Source organism: Brevibacterium sp. 2SA, from assembly GCF_005502845.1.
Classification (GTDB): Bacteria; Actinomycetota; Actinomycetes; order Actinomycetales; family Brevibacteriaceae; genus Brevibacterium.
This window is the reverse complement of record NZ_SCMW01000042.1, coordinates 1-15,989: the sequence shown is the minus strand read 5'-3', so window position 1 is coordinate 15,989 and position 15,989 is coordinate 1. Positions and strand designations below refer to the sequence as shown.

At 68.9% G+C, this 15,989-nt stretch carries 13 protein-coding genes; 3 read left to right on the top strand and 10 right to left on the bottom strand.

What is annotated here, in order from left to right; all coding sequences use genetic code 11:
* Positions 1-73: 73 nt before the first annotated feature.
* Entirely contained in the window at positions 74-1,879 is a 1,806-nt protein-coding gene (locus FFS20_RS13425) for an L-lactate permease (protein WP_137826344.1), read from the top strand.
* A 499-nt stretch (positions 1,880-2,378) separates the two neighbouring features.
* On the opposite strand, the gene FFS20_RS13420 is transcribed toward FFS20_RS13425, so the two are convergent.
* Both FFS20_RS13420 and dapA read right to left on the bottom strand, forming a co-directional pair.
* On the bottom strand, positions 2,379-4,025 hold the full coding sequence (locus FFS20_RS13420; RefSeq protein ID WP_137826361.1) for a ribonuclease J: 1,647 nt from the start codon (positions 4,023-4,025) through the stop codon (positions 2,379-2,381).
* A 34-nt stretch (positions 4,026-4,059) separates the two neighbouring features.
* Positions 4,060-4,983 carry a 4-hydroxy-tetrahydrodipicolinate synthase gene (dapA, locus tag FFS20_RS13415; RefSeq protein ID WP_137826343.1) on the bottom strand — a complete coding sequence of 308 codons (924 nt, stop codon included), beginning with the start codon at positions 4,981-4,983 and terminating at the stop codon, positions 4,060-4,062.
* 136 nt (positions 4,984-5,119) lie between these two features.
* On the opposite strand from dapA, the gene FFS20_RS13410 reads away from it, so the two are divergent.
* On the top strand, positions 5,120-6,415 hold the full coding sequence (locus FFS20_RS13410; RefSeq protein WP_137826342.1) for an AAA family ATPase: 1,296 nt from the start codon (positions 5,120-5,122) through the stop codon (positions 6,413-6,415).
* A gap of 18 nt (positions 6,416-6,433) precedes the next feature.
* Here the strand turns inward: FFS20_RS13410 and FFS20_RS13405 are convergent, their stop codons facing one another.
* The 3 genes from FFS20_RS13405 to FFS20_RS13395 all read right to left on the bottom strand — a co-directional run bounded on the left by FFS20_RS13405 (position 6,434) and on the right by FFS20_RS13395 (position 10,083).
* Positions 6,434-7,069, bottom strand: coding sequence for a TetR/AcrR family transcriptional regulator (locus FFS20_RS13405; RefSeq protein ID WP_137826341.1), 636 nt, complete (start codon positions 7,067-7,069; stop codon positions 6,434-6,436).
* On the bottom strand, positions 7,066-9,051 hold the full coding sequence (locus FFS20_RS13400) for an FAD-dependent oxidoreductase (protein WP_137826340.1): 1,986 nt from the start codon (positions 9,049-9,051) through the stop codon (positions 7,066-7,068). The genes FFS20_RS13405 and FFS20_RS13400 overlap by 4 nt, the downstream gene beginning before the upstream one ends.
* A gap of 153 nt (positions 9,052-9,204) precedes the next feature.
* The gene (locus FFS20_RS13395; RefSeq protein WP_137826339.1) at positions 9,205-10,083 is read right to left on the bottom strand and encodes a neutral zinc metallopeptidase; all 879 of its coding nucleotides are present in this window, start codon (positions 10,081-10,083) and stop codon (positions 9,205-9,207) included.
* A 56-nt stretch (positions 10,084-10,139) separates the two neighbouring features.
* Here FFS20_RS13395 and FFS20_RS13390 point away from each other — a divergent pair, with 56 nt between their 5' ends.
* Entirely contained in the window at positions 10,140-11,495 is a 1,356-nt protein-coding gene (locus tag FFS20_RS13390) for a heparan-alpha-glucosaminide N-acetyltransferase domain-containing protein (RefSeq protein ID WP_137826338.1), read from the top strand.
* A 118-nt stretch (positions 11,496-11,613) separates the two neighbouring features.
* Here the strand turns inward: FFS20_RS13390 and FFS20_RS13385 are convergent, their stop codons facing one another.
* The 5 genes from FFS20_RS13385 to FFS20_RS13365 form a co-directional block, all read right to left on the bottom strand.
* Positions 11,614-12,063, bottom strand: a complete 450-nt coding sequence (locus FFS20_RS13385) for a tetratricopeptide repeat protein (RefSeq protein WP_137826337.1) — start codon at positions 12,061-12,063, stop codon at positions 11,614-11,616.
* Positions 12,063-12,803, bottom strand: a complete 741-nt coding sequence (gene dapB, locus FFS20_RS13380; protein WP_137826336.1) for a 4-hydroxy-tetrahydrodipicolinate reductase — start codon at positions 12,801-12,803, stop codon at positions 12,063-12,065. Before dapB ends, FFS20_RS13385 begins: the two co-directional genes overlap by 1 nt.
* A 227-nt stretch (positions 12,804-13,030) precedes the next feature.
* On the bottom strand, positions 13,031-13,657 hold the full coding sequence (locus FFS20_RS13375) for a superoxide dismutase (protein ID WP_137826335.1): 627 nt from the start codon (positions 13,655-13,657) through the stop codon (positions 13,031-13,033).
* Positions 13,658-13,855: 198 nt separating this feature from the next.
* Positions 13,856-15,022 (bottom strand): acyl-CoA dehydrogenase family protein, encoded by a 1,167-nt coding sequence (locus FFS20_RS13370; protein WP_137826334.1) that lies wholly within the window; start codon positions 15,020-15,022, stop codon positions 13,856-13,858.
* 74 nt (positions 15,023-15,096) lie between these two features.
* Positions 15,097-15,989: thiamine pyrophosphate-dependent enzyme (locus FFS20_RS13365; RefSeq protein ID WP_249356849.1), on the bottom strand; the 893-nt coding region annotated here is incomplete at its 5' end.

Sequence of the window (15,989 nt, the reverse complement as noted above, 5' to 3'; positions counted from 1 at the left end):
GCGTCACCGTTCCTCCACGTGGCACCTGTGCCACTCCACGAAGTGGCAGCGCCGCCACGGATCGGACACGACGATGGACAACCTGGCCGTAGCCGCACTCCTTGCCCTCACCCCGATCCTGCTCGCAGGGGTCCTCCTCATCGGCTTCCGCTGGCCGGCGAAGTACGCGATGCCGATCGGCCTCGTCGCCGCCGCGCTCATCGCGAACTTCGCGTGGCAGATCGAGTGGGTGACGATCGCCGCCTCCGTCGTCCAGGGCCTCCTCGTGGCCATCGGCCTGCTGTGGATCGTCTTCGGGGCGCTGCTCCTCCTCGCGACGATCACCCGGTCGGGGGCGATCGAGACGATCCGCGCGGGTTTCGTCTCGATCTCGCCTGACCGCCGCGTGCAGGTCATCATCGTCGCGTGGCTCTTCGGCTCCTTCATCGAGGGCGCGGCCGGCTTCGGCACCCCTGCCGCCGTCGTCGCTCCGCTCATGCTCGCCCTCGGTTTCCCGGCGATCGCCGCCGTCCTCGCCGGCCTCATCATCCAGTCGACTCCGGTGAGCTTCGGGGCGGTGGGCACGCCGATGATCGTCGGCATCGGCACGGGTCTGGCTCAGGAGGACGGGAGCATGTCACCCGACGTCGCCGCCCGCGCCGCTCAGCTCGGGCTCGACCAGTCCGGCTTCATCGCCCACACGGCCGTCCAGGTCGCCCTCATCCACGCCGTCTGCGGCATCCTCATCCCGCTCCTCCTCGCCTGCCTGATGACGGGGTTCTTCGGAGAGCGCCGCCGCTTCGCCGACGGGCTCGCCGTCGCCCCGTTCGCGATCTACTCGGCACTCGCGATGATCGTGCCCTACCTCCTCGTCGCCATGTTCCTCGGTCCCGAGTTCCCGTCCCTCCTCGGCGGCCTCATCGGATTGGCGATCGTCGTGACGACCTCGCGGATGGGCTTCCTCATGCCGAAGAAGATCTGGGACTTCGCGCCCCGCAGCCAATGGCCGGCATTCTGGATGGGCACCGTCGACCCCGCCGACGAAGCCGCCCACCTGACGAAGAAGATGTCCCTGGCCAGGGCGTGGGCGCCCTACCTCATCGTCGTCGCCCTCCTCCTCTTCACCCGCAATGTGCCGCCGGTCAAGGAGTTCCTCAACGGTCCGGCCGTCATCAAGGTCGAGGGCATCTTCGGCACCCCGATCAGCCAGAACATGGATCTCCTCTGGTCACCGGGAGCGATCTTCGTCCTCGCGTGCGGGCTGACCTACCTCATCCACCGGATGACGCGCGAGCAGATCGGGTCGTCGTGGTCGATCGCCGGCGCGCAGATCGCCGGCGCCGCCGTCGCGCTCCTGTGCTCCCTGCCGCTCGTGCGGGTGTTCATCAACTCCGGACCGGACTACAACAACGCCGGTTTGGAATCGATGCCGGTCACCCTCGCCGAGGCGGCCGCCTCCACCGTCGGCGACGCCTGGCCGCTGCTCGCCCCCTTCATCGGAGCGCTCGGAGCGTTCGTCGCCGGCTCCAACACGGTCTCGAACATCATGTTCTCCCAGTTCCAGTTCTCCACCGGCGTCGCGATCGGCGCAGCCTCCCCCGAGACCGTCGTCGCGGCCCAAGCGGTGGGCGGAGCGGCCGGGAACATGGTCGCCGTCCACAACGTCGTGGCCGCCTCGGCGACGGTGGGCCTCATCGGACGCGAGGGCGAACTCATCCGGCGCACCTCGATCCCCATGCTCGTCTACGCGCTCACCGCCGGAGCGCTCGCGTTCATAGGTATCAACGGCCTCGGCGCGAACGCCGGCACGGTCGTGCTCTGCGCGATCATCGTCGGGCTCGCCGTGCTCGTCGTCCTCGCCCGCCGCTCAGCCGGAAAGCCCCTCGTCCCCGCGACGTGAGGGGCGGTGCGCCCCGTTCTCCGGACGCAGAGTGTCGATCATCGAGTCCGAAATCGACACTCTGCGTCCGGAACTCCCAGCGCCCCGGGTACCACCGCGACGGGCGCCGACTTCAGGTCGTTTTGGGCAGAGACAACACGCCGAAATCTGTCCAGAACGACCTCAACTCGGCCGCAACCGCCCGCGACCAGCCCAGCACGGTGCCGCACGCCCGACCGCGCCACCCGCCGACGCCCTGGCGCGGCAAATACGCGGTGAACCGACACTGACGCGCCGAACCGACGCCGCGAACGCCCCACGGCGCCGTCCTCCGGACGCAGAGTGTCGATCATCGAGTCCGAAATCGACACTCTGCGTCCGGAACTCCCAACGCACCGAGCGACACCGCCCCACCGACCCCGACACAGCAAGAGCGCGGTGAACCGGATCCGGCGCGGTGCAGAGCACCTCGCTGATCTCGGCTCACCGCGCTCTCACGGTGGGCTCAGGGCAGAGAGCCTCAGACGATGACGACCATCGGGACGATCATCGGCTTGCGGCGCAGCTTCGAGGACACCCAGCGGCCGACGGTGCGGCGGACGACCTGCTGCAGCTGGTACTGGTCGGTCGTGCCGGACTCGAGTGCCTCTTCGATCGCCTTCGTCACCTTCGGGATGATCGAGTCGAAGACGTCGTCGGACTCGGCGACGCCGCGAGCGTGGATCTCCGGGCCGGCGATGACGGTCTTCGTCTGGCTGTCGACGGCGAGGAAGATCGTCACGAATCCCTCACCGGCGAGGACGAGACGGTCCTTGAGGTCCGCCTCGGTGATCTCACCGACGGAGGAGCCGTCGACGAAGACGTAGTTGCAGTCCACGGCCCCGACCACCTCGGCGTGGCCGTCCTTGAGATCGACGACCCAGCCGTCGTCGGCGAGGACGATGTTGTCGGGGTCGACTCCCGTCGCCTCGGCGTGGCGGGCGTTGGCGAGCAGGTGCCGCCATTCGCCGTGCACGGGCATGACACCGCGGGGCTGGACGATGTTGTAGCAGTAGAGGAGTTCGCCACCGGATGCGTGACCGGACACGTGGACCTTCGCATCGGCCTTCGAGATCACCTTCGCTCCGAGCTTCATCAGGCCGTTGATGACCTTGAACACGGAGTTCTCGTTGCCGGGGATGAGCGAGGACGCGAGGATGACGGTGTCGCCGTCGCCGACCTCGATGCGGTGGTTGCGGTTGGCCATCCGCGACAGCGCGGCCATCGGCTCGCCCTGGGACCCGGTGCACATGAGAACGACCTGGTCATCGGGCAGGTCGTCGACGTCCTTGATGTCGATGAGGACGCCCTGGGGCACGTGGAGGTAGCCGAGATCCGCGGCGATCTTCATGTTGCGCACCATCGACCGGCCGACGAGGGCGACCTTGCGACCGTGCGCGCTCGCAGCGTCGAGGACCTGCTGGACGCGGTGGACGTGAGAGGAGAACGACGCGACGATGATGCGGCGCTCGGCGTGGCCGAAGAGGTTCTCGAGGACCGGACCGATGTCCTTCTCCAGCGCCGTGAAGCCGGGCACTTCGGCGTTCGTCGAGTCCGTCATGAAGAGGTCGACGCCCTCCTCGCCGAGGCGGGCGAAGGCACGGAGGTCCGTGATCCGACCGTCGAGCGGGAGCTGGTCCATCTTGAAGTCGCCGGTGTGGAGGATGTTGCCGGCGCCGGTGCGGATGAAGACGGCGAGCGCGTCGGGGATCGAATGGTTGACGGCGACGAATTCGAGGTCGAAGGGACCGAGCTGGTCCGTGTCACCGGCCTTGACGACGCGAGTGACCGCCTTGATGCGGTGCTCCTTGAGCTTCGCCTCGATGAGAGCGATCGTCAGCTTCGATCCGAGGATCGGGATGTCGGGCTTGCGCTTGAGCAGGTAGGGCACGGCGCCGATGTGGTCTTCGTGGCCGTGGGTGAGGACGAGGCCGACGATGTCGTCGAGGCGGTCGTCGAGATAGGAGAAATCGGGGAGGATGAGGTCGACACCCGGCTGCTCCTCCTCGGGGAAGAGGACGCCGGCGTCGACGATGAGGATCTTGCCGTGGTATTCGAACACGGTCATGTTGCGCCCGACCTCGCCGAGACCGCCGAGGGCGACGATCCGGACGGCTTCCGGATCCATCTTCGGCGGGCTGCTGAGCTCTTGGGTCAATGCATTATTCACTGAGGTAACCACTCCTGGTCAGTTGGGCGGTGACGAACGCCGTCTGCTCCTCATCTGCTGGGAGCAGCGGCATCCGGGTACCGCGGTTGTCAAGTATTCCTTGGGCCTGCAGTGCGGCCTTCGCCGAGAGGACTCCCGGCATGTGGTTCATGAGGGCATCGACGATGCCGGCCGACTCAGTGCTGAGCCGGCGTGCGGTGTCGAGGTCGTTCGCGGCGACCGCGGCGACCATCGGTGCGAAGCGGTCGGTGCACACATGCCCGGCGACGGAGACGAGTCCGACCGCGCCGATCGCGAGCAGCGGCAGGTTGAGCGCATCCTCGCCCGAGTAGTAGGCCAGCGGCGAGGCGGCCATCACCTGGGAGGAGGCGAACAGGTCGCCCTTGGCGTCCTTGACCGCGAGGATGTTCGGATGCTCGCCGAGGCTGATGAGCGTGTCCGTGTCGATCGGGACTCCCGACCGGCCCGGGATGTCGTAGAGCATGACGGGCAGGTCGGTGGAGTCCGCGGCCTCCCGCATGTGGGCGGCGATCGCGGCCTGCGTCGGCTTCGAGTAGTAGGGCGTGACGACGAGGAGGCCGTCGGCCCCGGCCTCGGCCGATCGCCTGCTCAAGTCAACAGTGTGGGCGGTGACATTGTTCCCGGTGCCGGCGACGAGCTTCGCGCGGGTGCCCACGGCGCCGCGGACGACGCGCAGGAGCTCGATCTTCTCATCGTCGGTCGTCGTCGGGGACTCCCCCGTCGTGCCGGAGACGACGAGCATGTCGTTGCCGAGGCTCACGAGGTGATCGGCGACCTTCTCCACGCCGGCCCAGTCGATGCTTCCGTCGTCCTTGAACGGAGTCACCATTGCCGTGCCGACGGTACCGAACGCATCGATTGCGGCGCCCGCCGCACTGTCCCCGAGAATCGCCATGCCACAAGGATACCGCTGAGGGGCCGGTCCCCGCGGCACCGGCTCAGGGTGCGCCGCGACCTGGGCTGGTGGGCTGAGATGCAGATCACATAGGCTGTGCACACGCCCCGTGCGACACCCACCGAAGGAGAGTTCGATGAGCCGCACCCGCATCCGCGACTTCCACGATGACGACCTCGACGGGATCGTCCGTCTCTGGGAGTCCGCCCAGTCCTCGACGTCCGCACCCGTCTACTCCCTGCCCGAGGTCATCGCCTCATGCCAGAACGACCATGCCGTCGTCGCCGTCCAGGGTGAGGAGATCGTCGGGGCCGCGGTCGGCCGGGCCGCGCACGCGCAGGGGTGGATCGTCTTCTTCCATGTCCTCGCCGAGGTGGAGCAGGCCGATGCCGCCGAGGCGGGGCTCCTCGATGCGCTCGAGCGCCATTTCATGCCCTTGGGTCTCGGAAAGCTCTCGATCCTCGTGCCCGCGGAGTCCCCGGCGTTCGCCGGTCTGGAGTCCAACGGCTTCCAGGTGCGCTCGCAGCTGCGGTACCTCGAACGGCAGATGCCCGTGCAGCGGCGCGAACTCGATCTGCTCCGCAGCGTCGGCGGCCGGATCCTGCCCAGGCACCTGTGGGACGCGGTGAGCGGGATGCAGCAGGAGAAGGACATGCTCGAGGACCGCCTCGTCGTGCCCCTGGCTGAACCGGACCTCGCCGATCACTTCGGTGTCGTCCCGCCGCGCGCGGTCATGCTCTTCGGTCCGCCCGGCACCGGCAAGACGACGTTCGCGAAGGCCGTGGCCTCCCGCCTCGACTGGCCGTTCGTCGAGCTCTTCCCCTCCCGGCTGTCCGGGGAGCCGGGCGGCGTGGCCGCGGGACTGCGATCCTCGTTCGAGCAGATCGGCGAGCTCGAGCATGCCGTCGTCTTCATCGACGAGGTCGAGGAGATCGCGTCGAAGCGCGGCGGGGAACCGCCGTCGCCGACTCAGGGTGTGACGAACGAGCTGCTCAAGCAGGTTGCGGAGTTCCGGGATCGGGAGGGGCGGCTGCTCATCTGTGCGACGAACTTCGTCCGGGCCCTCGATGCCGCGTTCCTCCGGCACGGCCGCTTCGACTACGTCATTCCGATCGGCCTGCCCGACGCGACGGCGCGCCATGCGATCTGGAGCAGGTACATCCCCGATCATGTCATCGCCGACATCGATGTCGATGCCCTCGTCGATGCGAGCTCCGGGCTCACCCCGGCCGACATCGAGTATGCGGCCAGGCGAGCCTCCCAGGAGGCGCTGGCGGCGTCGCTCGGCAAGGACCAGGTGCCCATCGACGCGCGCTCGGACGTGCTGACGACGGAGAACTACCTCGATGCGCTCCGCGCGACCCGGGCCACGGTGTCCGAGGAGACGGTGCGCGAGTTCCGCGACGACGTCCAGACCATCGCGCGGCTGTGAGGACGGGACTGCCCGCGGTCAGGGACGGCGGGCCACTGCCGTCGAGTCGACCCCGAGCAGGGCGGCGGCCGTCGCCTCGAGGGTCGCGCTGATCTGGTCGGGGGTGAGGCCCTCCCGCCCCGCCGCGATCGCGAGGTCGACGCCGTCGATCTGGGCGATGAGCGTGTCGACGATGCGGCTGGTGTCCGCCTGAGGTGTCAGGCTCCCCTCGGCGATCCCGAGGTCGATGAGGGAACGGAAGTGCGCCCGCCAGCGGGCGAACACCTCGGCGACGGACTGCTCGAGGATCCGGTTCCGGCGGGCGGCCGCGACGAGTTCGACCCATACGATCGCCCGGTGCTCGTACGACTCAACGGTCGGCACCGCGGCGAACGTCGCCCGCAGGCGATCCCACGCGCTCCCGTCGACGCGGGCGAGCCGCTCGATCGCGTCGATGACCGAGCGGCTGTGCGACGACAGCGCCTCGAGGAGGAGGTCGTCGCGGTTCGCGAAGTAGTACTGGACCGTGCCGACGGACACCCCGGCCGCCGCGGCGACGTCCTTGAGCCGCACGGCCTCGGGTCCGCGTCGGACGATCTCGGCAATCGTCGCCTCGAGGATCGCCGTCCGTCTCGCGGCGACGGCCGTGGGATCGAGCTGGGGGCGCGGGCTCATGAGCTCGCCGTCGCAGGCTGGTTCCGCGTCAGGTTCGTCGCGGCGACGAGTCCCTCGTAGACGGCTTCCTCGACCGTCCGCGGAGCCCGGGCGTCGCCGATGACCTCGACGCTCGCCGGTCCGAAGTCGAGGTCGGGCACCGTCGCCCGGGGAGCCGCGGACACGATCGTCGCCGCGACCCCGTCGACTTCGTGGACGATCTCGCACAGCGTCGACTGGAGGTATCCGGTGTCCTCATCGACGCCGACGAGCCGGGCGTCCCCGAGGAACTCCACCCCGACCCGCAGCGCCTGGGAGACGAGCAGGGTGCGGGTGTACTGCTGGATCGCGGCACCGGCGAAGTTCGCGGCCGTGGCCAGTGTGACGGGATGCCCGGACTCCGCGAGCCGGAGCGCGATCCCGAGCCCGATCCAGTCGCCCTTCCAGTCCGCGACGAGGATGCGCCCGGCCGGCAGCCGCGGGTCCTCACTGAGGTACTCGCGGGCCCCGATGACGAGGGCATCATCGGCGATCTCGAGGGCGGGCATCCGCTCGACCGCACCGGTGGCGACGATGACATGGTCGGGGGCCACCTCGGCGAGGATCTCCTGGGTCACCGGCGTCGAAGTGCGCAATTCGGCCCCGGCCCGGGCCGCCTCGGCGGACAGGTTCGTCGCCGCCCCGCCGAACTCCGCACGATAGGGCAGGGTCTGGGCGAGCAGCACCGCACCGCCGAGGTGGGGCGCGGTTTCGCAGAGGACGACGTCATCGCCCTGTTCGGCGGCGACCGCGGCGGCCTTGAGTCCGCCCGGTCCCCCGCCGATGACGAGGACGCGACGCGGCCGACGGACGTGCGGGCGGGGCAGGAAGATCAGTTCGCGGCCGGTCTCGGGGTGCTGGATGCACGAGATCGGCACGCCCATCTGGAAGTGGCCGATGCACGCCTGGTTGCAGCCGATGCAGGCGCGGATCTCGTCGACGGCGTCGCGTTTCGACTTCTCGGCGAGGTCGGGGTCGCAGATCATCGCCCGCGTCATGATCGCCATGTCGGTGCGGCCTTCGGCGATCGCGGCTTCGGCCTCATGGGGCTGGTTGATGCGGCCGGCGACCATGACGGGCCGGTCGGTGACCTTCTTCACCTGCGCCGAGAGGGACGTCGCGTAGCCGGGTTCGATCTGCATCGACGGCACGATGTGGACGGCGCCCTGGAGGGTCGAGGAGTCGCCGGCGGTGACGGAGAAGTAGTCGAGGGCGCCCTGCTCGTCGAGGTGGCCGATGAGGTCGAGGATCTCTCCGGCGACGAGGCCGTCCTCGGTCTTCTCCTCCCCCGAGATGCGCAGGCCCACGACGATGTCGGGCCCGACGGCGGCGCGGACCCCGGCGACGACCTCGGTGAGGAAGCGGCGGCGGTTCTCGGGGCTGCCGCCGTAGTCGTCGGTGCGGGTGTTGATCCGCGGGTTGAAGAACTGGATGGGCAGGTAGCCGTGGCTCGCGACGATCTCGACGCCGTCGATGCCGCTGGCGGCGATCAGCGCCGCCGAGCTCGCATACCCGGCGATGATGTCTCTCACCTGCGCTGTGCTCAGCGTCTCGGGCACGACCTTGAAGCGCTCCTGCGGTGCGTCGCTCGGTGCCACGGCCCGCGGTGCCATGCCGCCCTGACCGTCCATGACTTCGCGCCCGGGGTGGAAGAGCTGGGCGAAGATCGTTCCGCCGTGCCGGTGGACCGCCTCGGCGACGGCTCGGTAGCCGGGGATCGCGGAGTCGTCGGTGGCCATGAGGACATGGTTCGTGTACCGCGCGGTCTCGTGGACGCCGGAGACCTGGAGGACGATGAGTCCGCAGCCGCCTCGGGCTCGGGCCTCGTGGTAGGCGACGAGGTCGGGGCCGATCTGCCCGTGGTCGTCGAGGACCGTGTCATGGCCGGATGAGACGATGCGGTTTCGGATGGTCCGCGAACCGAGGGTGATGGGCTCGAAGAGATGGGGAAAGAGGTGAGACATGATCGTCCTTGATCGATGCGCGAGGTGAAGCCGACCAGTAATTCATATCACGGTATGGATAACTGGGGAAAGGGGTCTCGCGGCTCGCCTCAGTGCCTGCTCCCTCAGAGCCTGCTGCCTCAGAGCAGGGGCTGCCTCAGAGCAGGGGCTGTCTCAGAGCTGACTGCCGGGCACGGCGAAGGCGTCGCAGCTGCCGAGGCCCTTGTTGTAGCCGTCGGTGAACCACCGCTGGCGCTGTTCGCTCGTCCCGTGGGTGAAGCTCTCGGGGTTGACCATGCCCGACTGCCCCTGGATGTAGTCGTCGCCGACGACGAAGGCCGCGTTGAGGGCATCGTCGATCTGCGTCTGCGTCGGCGGCTCGAGGTACGGGGTGCCGTTGTCGTCGGTGAGCGTCGTGACGTCGCCGAGCCAGGCCCCGGCATAGCAGTCGGCCTGGAGTTCGGTGCGCACGCCGTTGCTCTCGGGACCAGTGCCGTTGTTGGGGTACCGGTCCATCGTCCCGGTGATGTTCTGGATGTGGTGACCCCACTCGTGGCCGACGATGTAGAGCTGCGCGAGTTCGTCGGCGGAGGCGCCGAAACGATCCCGCATCACGCCGAAGAACGTCGGGTCGATGTAGACACCCTGCTCGGGCGGGCAGTAGAAGGGGCCGACGGCGTTCGAGGCGGTGCCGCACTGCGTCGACGTCTGTCCGTCGACGATCGTCATCTGCGGCGGCGTGTAACCCTTGACCTGCTGCGACCAGTAGTCGTCGAGGACGACCTGGGCCCCGGCCATCCGGCAGTCGGTCGACTTGTTGGCATCGGCGCCGGTGTCGCATTGGGCCATCGCCGCTTCGTTGGAGATGTTCCCGCCGCTGCCGCTCTCGAGCGCCGGATCGTCGATGAACCCGCTGAGGTCGACGCCGAGGAGAGGGCCGACGAGGAAGACGAGGAGGCCGATGACTCCGACACCGCCGCCGGCGATCGCCGTGTTGCGTCCGCGACGACTCGTCCGGTTCGAGCTGATGTCAGCATTCGGATTGAAGGTCATGGCATTAACATACCGTTCACACCCGGCCCAGGGGGCTCACATGTGAGAATCGTTCCATGAGCACTCACCCGGCGACCGCCTCGGCGCGGTTCGTCAGCAGACTGAGCCCGCCCGGCCGCCTCGTCGGTCTCGATGCCGCCCGCGGACTGGCGCTGCTGACGATGATGGTCACCCACATCTTCCCCCTCACCGATGAGATGGGCGACCCGACGTGGGCGGCGATCTTCTCCGGTCGCGCCTCGGCGCTCTTCGCGGTGCTCGCCGGCTGCTCGCTCGTCCTCTCGACACAGGGCACGCTCAGGGCCACCGGTCGGCTGCGCGATGTCGCGCCCGGGGTCCTCGTGCGGGCGGCGTCGATCATCGTCGTCGGGCTCTTCCTCGGAGCGATCACGACGAATCTCGCGGTCATCCTCGTCAACTACGGCGTCATGTTCGCCATCGCGCTGCTCTTCCTGCGGCTGCGGCCGTGGGCGCTCTTCACTCTCGCCGGGCTGTGGATGGCTCTCAGCCCGCTCGTGTCGATGTGGGTGCGCAGCACGTACGGTCTCGAGACCTCGTACTCGGCGATGTCGTGGTTCGATCTCGCGTCGCTCGGCCCGATGTTCACCGACCTCATCTTCACCGGCTACTACCCGATCCTCCAGTGGATGGCCTACATCCTCCTCGGCATGGCGGTCGCGAAGATCGACATCGGCCGGCACCTCACAGCGCTCTTCCTCGCCGGGGTCGCCCTCTTCGCGATCGGCCGCGGCGGCTCGTGGTTCCTCCTCGACGTCGCCGGCGGCCGCGCGCAGCTCGAGGCTCTTGCCGCCACCTCGGGGGCCGATCTCAACGCCGCGCTCTTCATCAACAGCTACGGGGTGACACCACCGGACTCGTGGTGGTGGCTGGCGATTGCGGGGCCGCATTCGGCGACCCCGTTCGATCTCATCTCCACCGCCGGCACGTCGCTTGCCGCGATCGCCGTACTCCAGGCCGCCGCGATCCTCCTCGGCCGGCGGTCATGGCTGCTCGCACCGCTGAGCGCTCCGGGATCGATGCCGCTGACGGTCTACGCCGCGCACGTCGTCCTCGTCGAGATCACGCACCCCTTCTACCAGCCGGCGCCGATGATCGAACAGGCCGACCCGGCGAAGGTCACGACCGAGTACGCGATCCATGCGCTGACCTTCATCATCCTCGCGATCGTGTGGAAGGTCTTCGTCAGTCCCCGCGGTCCGCTCGAAGGCGTCATCGCCTCCCTCGTCACAGCCGTGAGTCCGGTGCGCGCGGGTGCTGGTCAGAGCGCCGAGGCGGCACCGGGCACCGCGACCGCGACTCCTCCACCGCTCCGGCCGGAACAGCCGGCGAATCCCGAACCCCCGGCGCATCCGGATCCGCCGGCGAATCCGGGTCCCCCGGACCGGCGGTAGGCAGCGCCCCGGACCGGCGGTAAGCAGTGCCCCACGGGCCGGCGGTGGGCAGCCCTCGGACCGTCGGTGGGCAGCCCTCGGACCGGCGGCAGGCACACCACGGACCGGAGCCAGAGGCCTACGCCTGCCCGGCTCTCTCCATCGAGATCGCCTTGCGCATCGTCGCGCGGGCTCGGCGCCGGTCGCCGCTGGCGTCATAGGCACACGAGAGTCGGAACCACGAACGCCAGTCATCCGGTGCGGCGTCGGCTTCGGACTGGTACTGGGCGAACGCCTCGTCGGCGGCTTCCCGCACGATCCGGCCGCCGGGTGTGCGCGGCAGATCGTCGACGGGCAGTCCTCCTTCGGACTCGAGGATCTTCGCGAGCCTCTCCATCCGCGATCCGAAGAGGAGCTCCATGATGAGCGCCCACGCTCCGACGATCGGCAGCACGAGCAGAGCGATGCCCATGAGCTTGGGGATGAGCTCGGGTTCGCGCAGGAGGATCCACGCCCGCTGTCCCATGAGGACGAAGTAGAACGCGAGCACGACGGAGACGATGATCGCTCCGATCTTCGCTTTCGACATCAGAGGTCGAGGATGCTCTCGAGGCCGTGCAGAAGCCCGGTCCGATCGCCGATCGCCCGCACGGCGGTGATGATGCCGGGCATGAACGCCGAGGTGGAGAACGAATCGGTCCGGATCGTCAGGGCCTCGCCGGCGGCACCGAAGTGGATCTCCTCCGAGGCGGTCATGCCGAGCTGGCGGATCGCGTGGACGTGGATGCCGTCGATGACCGCACCGCGCGCGCCGTCGGGATCGGTCTCGGTGGCATCGGGAACGGCGGGCAGGCCGGCGTCGCGGCGGGCCGCGGCGACGCGCTGCGCGGTGTGCACGGCGGTGCCCGAGGGGGCGTCGAGCTTGCGGGGGTGGTGGATCTCGACGACCTCGGCGGAGTCGAAGTAGGGGGCGGCCACCTCGGCGAAGCGCATGGCGAGCACCGCCCCGATCGAGAAGTTGGGGGCGATGAGGACGGCGGTGTCCGGGTGGTCGTCGAGAAGCGCGGTGAGCCGCTCAAGCCGGTCGGCATCCCACCCGGTCGTGCCGACGACGGTGTCGATGTCGTGCTCGACGAGGAACCGGACGTTGTCCTCGGTGGCCTTGGGCACGGTGAGTTCGACAGCGACGTCGACGTCGAGGTCGGTGAGCGACTCGAGCGGATCAGAGCTGCCGAGCGCGGCGACGAGGTCGAGGCCCTCGGCCTCCTCGACGGCCTGGACGGCCTGAGCTCCCATCCGTCCCTGTGCTCCGATGACGGCTACCCTCATGTGCGCTCGCTTCCTCCGACGGTGATCTGCGGGCGGTTTCGCCCGCACGCCAGTCTAGCGAGTCCGCCGCAGTCGGTCGTTCAGGTCGGAGTGAAGCGGGAGCTGGAGGTCAGGGGCGCACATGCGCAGCGGCCCGGACTCCGTGATGGGGTCCGGGCCGCCGAGTGAGCGCGAGCGTCAACGCTGAGACCCGCGTCGGCCCCACACGCTCAGTTCAGGGAAGCGTCTCAGCCGAGGAGCAGTCCCTTGGTCTGGTTGACCGCGCGGTCGAAGCGAGCGCCGGCGTCCTCCCAGTTGACGATGTTCCACCAGGCCTTGACGTAGTCGGGCTTGACGTTCTGGTAGTCGAGGTAGAACGCGTGCTCCCACATGTCGAGCTGAAGGATCGGGGTGCCGCCCTGCTGGATGTCCGACTGCTGGTCGTGGAGCTGTTCGACGAAGAGGTTGCCGCCGAGCTGATCGTAGACGAGGACGGCCCAAGCGGAGCCCTGGATCGTCGTCGCCGCGGTCGTGAAGACCTCGCGGAACTTGTCGAACGAACCGAACTGGTCATCGATCGCAGCAGCGAGCTCACCGACGGGCTTGTCGCCGCCGTCCGGGGACATGTTCTGCCAGAAGATCGAGTGGTTGACGTGACCGCCGAGGTTGAACGAGAGGTCACGGATGAGCTTGGGCAGGTTCGCGAGGTTGCCGCTCTCGCGGGCTTCGGCGATCTGCTCGACGGCGGTGTTCGCGCCCTTGACGTAGGTCGCGTGGTGCTTGTCGTGATGCAGCTCCATGATGCGAGCCGAGATGTGCGGCTCGAGAGCGGAGTAGTCGTAGGGCAGCTCCGGAAGTGTGTACTGCTCAGCCATGAGATTCCTCCTGAAGAGAATTGATGCCCGCCTTGGCCGGCGGCTTCATTTTCGACCCTATATCAGGGCCTCATCTCGAACAACACAAGGTTAGGTCAGGCTATTCCGGGACTCGCCGAGGTTTCTCGAACCGGTCGCCGACCAGACAGGGCGCCTGGTCGGCGACGGTCTCACTGCCGTTCTCGCGGGCCGGAACCCTCACGGGAGGCTGCGTGAGATGAGCAGGCGCATGATGTCGCTCGTGCCCTCCTCGATCTCCTCGAGCTTGGCATCGCGCATCCACTGCTCGACGGGGTGCTCGCGCGAGTAGCCCCAGCCGCCGAGCGTCTGGACGGCGGCCCACGTCGAGAACATCGCCGTCTCCGAGGCGCCCAGCTTCGCCATCGCCGCCGCGCCGGTCACGGTCTCCCGAGGCACCTCGTCTCCGGCGTCGATCATCCGGGCGGCGTTGAGCACCTGGAGCCACGCGGCGTCGATGCGCGAGGCCATGTCGGCCAGACGGAACGCGACCGCCTGATGGTCGATGATCCGCTTCCCGAACTGCTCGCGCTCGCGAGCGTAGTCACGGGCGTACTCGTAGGCCGCCCGCGCGGTCCCGAGCGCCGCGGCGCCGAGGACGACGCGGGAGATGTCGAAGGTGCGCATGAGCCCGTAGAAGCCCTGCCCCTCCCCGCCGAGGCGGTTGTCCTCGGGCACGAACGCGTCGGAGAGGAAGATCTCCCGGCACACGATGGCCCGCTGCCCCATCTTCTTCATCGGCGCCCCGAACTCCATGCCGGGGGTGTCCTTCTGCAGGAGGAACGCACTGACCCCTCGGGCCCGCTGAGAGGTGTCCGTCTTCGCGAAGACGACGTAGAAGTCGGCGAGACCGGCGTTCGAGATCCACGCCTTCTGTCCGTTGAGCAGGTACCCGCCCTCGGTCCGGTCCGCGCGGGTGATGATCGAGGCCGAATCCGATCCCGATCCCGGTTCGGTCGTCGCCAGCGCCGTGAACTTCGGGGTCTCCCCGGTCAGCGGCCGCAGCCACGCCTCCTTCTGCGCGTCGGTGCCGAGCGCGAGCACGGGGTCGGCGAAGAATCCGTTCGAGCACACGAAGTTCCCGATGCCGGGATCGCCCCAGCACAGCTGCTCCTGGACGAGGCACTGCGTGAACACGTCGGTGAACCCGCCCCCGCCGTACTCCTCGGGGATCATGAAGTCGGTGATCCCGAGTTTCGCCGCAGCGGCGAACAGGTCGACCGGCGATTCGGTGTCGGCTTCGTCGACGGCGCGTGCGGCGGGTCGGATCTGCTCGACGGCGAAGGTCCGGCACAGGTCGATGACGGCGGACTGCTCCTCGCTGAGCGGCCACGGGGTGTAGGTCATGTCTCTCCTTCGTCCCCCGCCGGGCGCGGGGGTGGGGCTGGGTGGTGAGCGGGTGGTGCGCCTGCGATTGGTCCTCAGCGCCGGAGCATGTCCTCCGAGGCTCGGGAGTCCTCCCACAGGTGGATGAGGGTGGGACCGGTGCGGTCCATCGCCGAGGTGAGGGCGGCGGTGAGCTCGTCGGCGCCGTCGACGTGGACTCCGTGGGCTCCCATCGCCTCGGCGAGGGCCGGGAAGTCGGGTCCGCGCAGAGCCACACCCGAGGGAACGTCGCCCCGGTCGGCCATCTCATTGCGGATCTCCCCGTACCCGCCGTTGTCGACGATGATGAGCGCCAGGCTCACCTCGTCCTGGACGGCGGCGGCGAGTTCGGGGATCGTGAACATCGCTCCCCCGTCGCCCTCGATCGCGATGACGCGGGCTGCCGGTGCCGCGAGCTTCGCGCCGATCGCCGCCGGGAGGGCGAACCCGAGAGTGCCCGCGCCGGCCGGATAGAGATAGCGATCGCCGAGGCGGGCCTCCCACCCGGTCTGCACGCCGTAGTAGCAGCTCATCGTCTGGTCGGCGGCGATGACGACCGGGGAATCCGCGGCCTGCGTGAAGGCGTTGAGGCCCGCGGATAGGCCCGCCCACGGCTGCCCGTCGCGTGCGGCCGCAGCGTGGGCGATCTGCTCGACCTCGCGCGGCCACGCGGCGTCTGCGGCAGGCCCGGAGACTCGGCTCCGCGCCCGTTCGACGGCGCCGGCGAGCGCGGCGGCGGCCTCGGTCGCGTCGGCGACGAGGGGGTGGCTGACCGCGGCGTTCTTGAGCATCTGCGTCTCGTCGATGTCGATGCGCACGACGGTGTCGGGCAGCGGCAGCGGTTCGGGCCAGAAGTCGCTCGGGGCGAGCTCCGTGGCGATTGCGACGACGGCGTCGGCGCGGGCGAGGATGTCGGGCAGTTCGGGGAGGAACCCGATCGCTCCGAGCA

Excerpts from the sequence above, each read along its gene's own strand:
- FFS20_RS13425 (WP_137826344.1), top strand. The coding sequence starts at position 74 with ATGGACAACCTGGCCGTAGCCGCACTCCTTGCCCTCACCCCGATCCTG.
- dapA (WP_137826343.1), bottom strand. The coding sequence starts at position 4,983 with ATGGCGATTCTCGGGGACAGTGCGGCGGGCGCCGCAATCGATGCGTTC.
- FFS20_RS13410 (WP_137826342.1), top strand. The coding sequence starts at position 5,120 with ATGAGCCGCACCCGCATCCGCGACTTCCACGATGACGACCTCGACGGG.
- FFS20_RS13370 (WP_137826334.1), bottom strand. The coding sequence starts at position 15,022 with ATGACCTACACCCCGTGGCCGCTCAGCGAGGAGCAGTCCGCCGTCATC.
- FFS20_RS13385 (WP_137826337.1), bottom strand. The coding sequence starts at position 12,063 with ATGTCGAAAGCGAAGATCGGAGCGATCATCGTCTCCGTCGTGCTCGCG.
- FFS20_RS13395 (WP_137826339.1), bottom strand. The coding sequence starts at position 10,083 with ATGACCTTCAATCCGAATGCTGACATCAGCTCGAACCGGACGAGTCGT.
- FFS20_RS13420 (WP_137826361.1), bottom strand. The coding sequence starts at position 4,025 with ATGGATCCGGAAGCCGTCCGGATCGTCGCCCTCGGCGGTCTCGGCGAG.
- FFS20_RS13405 (WP_137826341.1), bottom strand. The coding sequence starts at position 7,069 with ATGAGCCCGCGCCCCCAGCTCGATCCCACGGCCGTCGCCGCGAGACGG.
- FFS20_RS13390 (WP_137826338.1), top strand. The coding sequence starts at position 10,140 with ATGAGCACTCACCCGGCGACCGCCTCGGCGCGGTTCGTCAGCAGACTG.
- dapB (WP_137826336.1), bottom strand. The coding sequence starts at position 12,803 with ATGAGGGTAGCCGTCATCGGAGCACAGGGACGGATGGGAGCTCAGGCC.
- FFS20_RS13375 (WP_137826335.1), bottom strand. The coding sequence starts at position 13,657 with ATGGCTGAGCAGTACACACTTCCGGAGCTGCCCTACGACTACTCCGCT.
- FFS20_RS13400 (WP_137826340.1), bottom strand. The coding sequence starts at position 9,051 with ATGTCTCACCTCTTTCCCCATCTCTTCGAGCCCATCACCCTCGGTTCG.